Raw genomic sequence first — 4745 nt, forward strand, 5'->3', positions numbered from 1 at the left:
GGTGGCGAAACCATGCAGATGAGGAGTGCAGGGGGGCGGCACCAGGGTGCGCCGCGTGTTGCGTAATCCCCCGGTGTCGAACCCGGCCGCGGCGATGGCGTCGATGGTTCGGCGGTTCGGCTCGCATCCGGAAGCCAGCCATGACCACGGCCTGGCGATCAGGTCCTGAAACCAGCCCATCAGCCCGTCCCCGCGGACATGCTCGAGAACAACCAATCTGCCTCCGGGAGCAAGAACCCGGCGGATTTCAGCGAGCGTCGCGGCCACATCGTCGACCGAACACAACACCAGGCCAATGTGTACCGAGTCAAAGCTGTTGTCCGGAAACGGAATCGACTCGCCGATCCCATCGACGATGTCGATGTCAATGCCGTGGCGGCGTGCCAGCGCGGATGCCATTCTGCGCATCGCGGCCTCGGGCTCCACGGCGGCAACCGACGTGACCGCCGCGGGGAGGAACAGCAGGTCGGTCCCGGGCCCCAGGCCCACCATCAGTAGCCGGCCGAGGGCATGAGTCATCGCCTGTCGGCGGTATCGGCGATAGAACAACCGGTCGAACACCGGCATGCCGAGTCGATAGATGTACGGGAACAACGGATTACGGCGCGCCATGGCCTGCCTGCGCGTTACCCAGATCCATTCGGAACGGCGGATACTCGTCGCGCATTAGCGAGACGTACACCGCCACCCGGTACCGCCACCTGACGATGCCCATCAGAAGGTCGAACATGCCCTGGTTGATTGTGCCGACGCACCCCAACCACACGGCGTTGACAACGCACAGCGCCTGCAGAAATGGCTCCAACGACCAGCAGAGGATTATCTGCGGCAGTCCTAACAGCCACCGTTGCAACAGCACCGTCCGATTCCGAAGGCTTGCTGGGTAGTCCACCTCGAGGTCGGCCGGGTAATCCGGTACCGAGGCGAGCGTGAAAGGCGGATACCTGTCGGTGCTGTTCATCGGGAAGCGGTAATTCATCAGTCGCCACGACCAGCGCAGGACCCCGACATTGAAGTCGAAAAGCGGGCGCGGATAGCGTCCGGTGAAGACGATGGCGACGCCGGCGGCGATCGTCACCAGCGGATACAGCAGATACAGACCGATCAGAATGGGGTAGTGCGGCACCGCCAGCACGCACCATTTGGCCAGCCAAAGCCGGCGCGACGGCGCATCGATAGCACCGCGCACTCGCACGGGATCGTCCCCACCAACGGGCTCGTCCACGCTGTCCATCCTGCAACTCCCCCGGCCGATGTGGAGGTCGCTCCAATGTAACTACGGGGGACAGCAGTGCCGGGTTCAGATCTTGCGCGCGCTCGCGGTGGCCTGATCGACTTCCCAGTACGCGCGCAGCGCCAGCAGCTTGCCGTTGTTGTCGGCTTTGTAGGTGAACACCCCTTCGGCGGTTACCTGGTGTCCTGCCGCGGTGATCAAGATGTGGCCGACGTTGGCTTCTTCATTGCCGCACTGATAGGTGTCGCGGAAAACGAACTCGATGTTGTCGGTCGGCGCAATCGCCTTGTCCCAGAATGCCGAGATGGCGTCGCGTCCGCGATGGCCCTTACCCTCGGGATCGAAATGGGATGGGCCGATCGGGTCTTCGACGATCGCATCGTCGGCGAAGACGGCCAGCCAGGCTTCCTTGTCCCTGGCGCCCACCGCTTCGCGGGAACGCTTGCCGGCGAGGTGTGCCGGCGACTCACTCACTGTTGCCATCCCGAGTGAATGTAGGTGTCCGCGAAGCGCTTCAGCGAGTCTTTCTTCTTCTCGATCGGCGCGTCGAAGCGGAGCCCATCGAAAACCCATGGGATGACGATGTTGTCGGTGACGCCGACGTCGGCTAGCTCCTTGTGACCGTCAACGCCGAACTTGTCGATACAGACCGCCTGGTATTCGAAAGGCACATCCGCACGGTCGTATTCGGCGAGTAACGCCTTGATCTTGCCGATGGTCTCGCCGAGTTGCTCGCAGGTCATCATTGCGCTGGTCCACCCGTCGCTGACCCGGGCGGCGCGCTTGAGCGCCACGTCGGTGTGGCCGCCGACGTAGAACGGGACCGGCTTGCTCGGGGCCGGGCTCATCTGCAACTTGTCGAAGTCGTAGAAGTCGCCGTGGAATTCGACCATCCCGCCGTCCAGCACCAGCTTGATGACCTCGATCATCTCGTCCACACGCTTTCCGCGCTTGGCGTAGGGCACACCGCACCATTCGAATTCTTCTGGCGCCCAGCCGATGCCGACGCCGAAGCCGAACCGGTTGTTGGTGAGGTTGGCCACCGAGCCGACCTGGCGCGCCAGCAGCAACGGGTTACGGGAGCCGAGCTTCATCACGTTGGTGTAGAAGAACAGCTCCGAGGTGACCGCGCCCATCGCGCCGGCGGCGATCAATGGGTCGACCCACGGGGTGTCCTGGTTCCACATCCGCGAGCCGTCCGGCGTGTACGGGTAATCCTCGGCGGCGGTCTCCATGTAGAACAGCGAGTCCGGCAACGCGATCGCGTCGAATCCCACTTCTTCTGCGGTTTTGGCGATTTCGACCAGCTGGTCGATCGGCCCCATCGCGATGCTGCACGTGTACTTCACGGCTTGTCCTCCGGTTTGTCCGAGCCGACGACCCACATCGAGTAATACTGCGAGCCACCGCCGTAGGCGTGGCCAAGTGCCTTGCGGGCGCCCTTGACTTGGTGATCGCCTGCCTTGCCCATCACCTGGATGGCCGCCTCGGCGAACCGGATCAGGCCGGACGCCCCGATCGGGTTGGACGACAGCACCCCACCGGAGGCGTTGAGCGGGATCCGGCCGCCGATCGCGGTTTCACCGGCCTCGGTGAGCTTCCAACCTTCGCCCTCTGGGGCAAAGCCCAAGTTCTCCAACCACATCGGCTCGAACCAGGAGAACGGCACGTAAATCTCGGCCGCGTCGATCTCGTCGATCGGGCTGGTGATACCGGCCGCCTTCCACAACTCCTTCGCGGCGTCGCGTCCGGCTTGCGGGTTGACCTGGTCGCGACCCGAGTAGGCCAGCGGTTCGGTGCGTAATGCGGTCGCATGGATCCATGCCACTGGATGGCCGTCTGCGACCCGCTTGTCGCCGATGTCCTCGTTGCCGATCACGACCGCGCACGCGCCGTCGGACGACGGGCAGGTCTCGTCGAAGCGGATTGGGTCCCATAGCATCTGCGACGCCATCACCTTGTCCAGCGTGATGTCAGGTTGGTGCAGGTGCGCCAGCGGGTTCTTGGCCCCGTTCAGCCGGTCCTTGACCGCGACCATGGCACCGATGTGGTTTGGCGCGCCCGATCGGCGGATGTAGGAGCGCACGTGCGGCGCGAAGTAGCCGCCCGCGCCCGCGCCGACCGGCTTGGTGAACGGCACCGGAATGCTCAACGCCCACATGGCATTCGACTCGGACTGCTTCTCCCACGCCATCGCCAGTACGCGCCGGTATTTGCCCGACTGCACCAGGCTGGCCGCCACCACGCCGGTCGACCCGCCGACCGAGCCCGCGGTGTGCACCCGGATCAGCGGCTTGCCGGTCGCGCCGACCGCGTCGGCCATGAACAGCTCCGGCATCATGACGCCCTCGAAGAAGTCGGGTGCCTTGCCGACCACCACGGCGTCGATGTCATCCATCGTCGACCCGGAGTCGGCCAATGCCTTGTCGATGGCCTCGCGAACCAGACCGTTCATCGAGACGTCTTGACGCTTGGCAACGTATTTCGTCTGGCCGGTGCCGAGCACCGCAGCGAGCTGGCCCGCCATCTTTATTTCCCTTCCAGGACGGCGACGAGATTCTGTTGCAACACCGGGCCGCTGGTCGCGTGCGCCAGCACCCGTCCCGCAGCGCCGTTGAAAATATGTTGTGCCGCAAAGCCGATGCGCTCCAACCCTGCGGAGAACATCGGGTTGGCGGCAAGTGCGCCGCCCGACGGGTTGATCTTCGTCGACGCCGGCAGCCCGATGGCCTCGGTCAGGATGAGTTGCTGATGGCTGAACGGCGCGTAGATCTCGGCCACCTCGATCGAGGCGGCGTCCCCGCCGGTCGCTGCCTGGGCCGAAGCCGCCGTCGACGGCGACGTGGTCAGGTCGCGGGCGCCGAGCACCGGAGTCTCGATCCGGTGCTCGATGCCGGTGATCCACGCCGGGTTCTTCCGGAGCTCGCGGGCCTTGGCGCCGGCGGCCAGCACGATCGCCGCGGCGCCGTCGGTGATCGGGGCAATGTCGTGTCGCCGAAGGGGATCCGCGAAGTACGGCCGGGCCAGCAGCTCGTCGATACTCTTCGCCGGCTTCTCTGAGTCGGTGCGCCCGGCAGCGGCGAACGAGTCCAGCGCCACCTGCGCCATCTGCTCGGCCGTCCACTTACCGGCGTCCAATCCGAAGCGGGCTTGTAGGCCGGCCATCGACACGGCGTCGGGCCAGAGCGGCGCGACGGTGTACGGGTCGGTCTGCAGTGCGAGCACTCGGCGCAGCGTGCCGGCCGAAGATTTACCGAAGCCGTAGACCAGCGCGGTGTCGACCTGACCGGTGAGCAGCTTGATGTAGGCCTCATACAGTGCCCACGCCGCGTCCATCTCGACGTGCGACTCGTTGATCGGCGGCACCGCCCCGATCGAGTCGATCGCTGAGATGAACGAGAATGCCCTTCCGGCAAGGTAATCCGACGATCCGGAGCACCAGAAGCCGATGTCGGTTTGCTCGAGGCCGAGCTCTTCGTATAGCGAGTGGAAGCAGGGCATCAGCATCTCG

General features: G+C 65.0%; 6 protein-coding genes. All 6 read right to left on the reverse strand.

Going from position 1 to position 4745, the window contains the following annotated elements:
• The coding region (locus VN856_RS11810; protein ID WP_325689173.1) for a class I SAM-dependent methyltransferase at window positions 1–612 on the reverse strand (612 nt) is incomplete at its 3' end.
• Window positions 599–1189, reverse strand: a complete 591-nt coding sequence (locus VN856_RS11815) for a DUF4389 domain-containing protein (protein WP_325689183.1) — start codon at window positions 1187–1189, stop codon at window positions 599–601. The genes VN856_RS11815 and VN856_RS11810, both read right to left, overlap by 14 nt.
• Before the next feature lie 111 nt (window positions 1190–1300).
• The gene (locus tag VN856_RS11820; RefSeq protein WP_325689175.1) at window positions 1301–1717 is read right to left on the reverse strand and encodes a nuclear transport factor 2 family protein; all 417 of its coding nucleotides are present in this window, start codon (window positions 1715–1717) and stop codon (window positions 1301–1303) included.
• Window positions 1705–2583, reverse strand: a complete 879-nt coding sequence (locus VN856_RS11825; protein WP_325689177.1) for a TIGR03619 family F420-dependent LLM class oxidoreductase — start codon at window positions 2581–2583, stop codon at window positions 1705–1707. The genes VN856_RS11820 and VN856_RS11825 overlap by 13 nt, the downstream gene beginning before the upstream one ends.
• Window positions 2580–3761: a thiolase domain-containing protein gene (locus VN856_RS11830; RefSeq protein ID WP_325689179.1), complete on the reverse strand. Its 1182-nt coding sequence runs from the start codon at window positions 3759–3761 to the stop codon at window positions 2580–2582. Before VN856_RS11830 ends, VN856_RS11825 begins: the two co-directional genes overlap by 4 nt.
• Window positions 3762–3763: 2 nt before the next feature.
• A partial coding sequence (locus VN856_RS11835; protein ID WP_325689181.1) for a thiolase domain-containing protein occupies window positions 3764–4745 on the reverse strand: 982 nt, incomplete at its 5' end.

It is taken from the genome of Mycobacterium sp. (genome assembly GCF_035603715.1).
Lineage (GTDB): Bacteria > Actinomycetota > Actinomycetes > Mycobacteriales > Mycobacteriaceae > Mycobacterium.

Bases quoted from the DNA above. Each gene is read 5' to 3' on its own strand.
- VN856_RS11820 (WP_325689175.1), bottom strand. From the start codon at position 1,717: ATGGCAACAGTGAGTGAGTCGCCGGCACACCTCGCCGGCAAGCGTTCC.
- VN856_RS11830 (WP_325689179.1), bottom strand. From the start codon at position 3,761: ATGGCGGGCCAGCTCGCTGCGGTGCTCGGCACCGGCCAGACGAAATAC.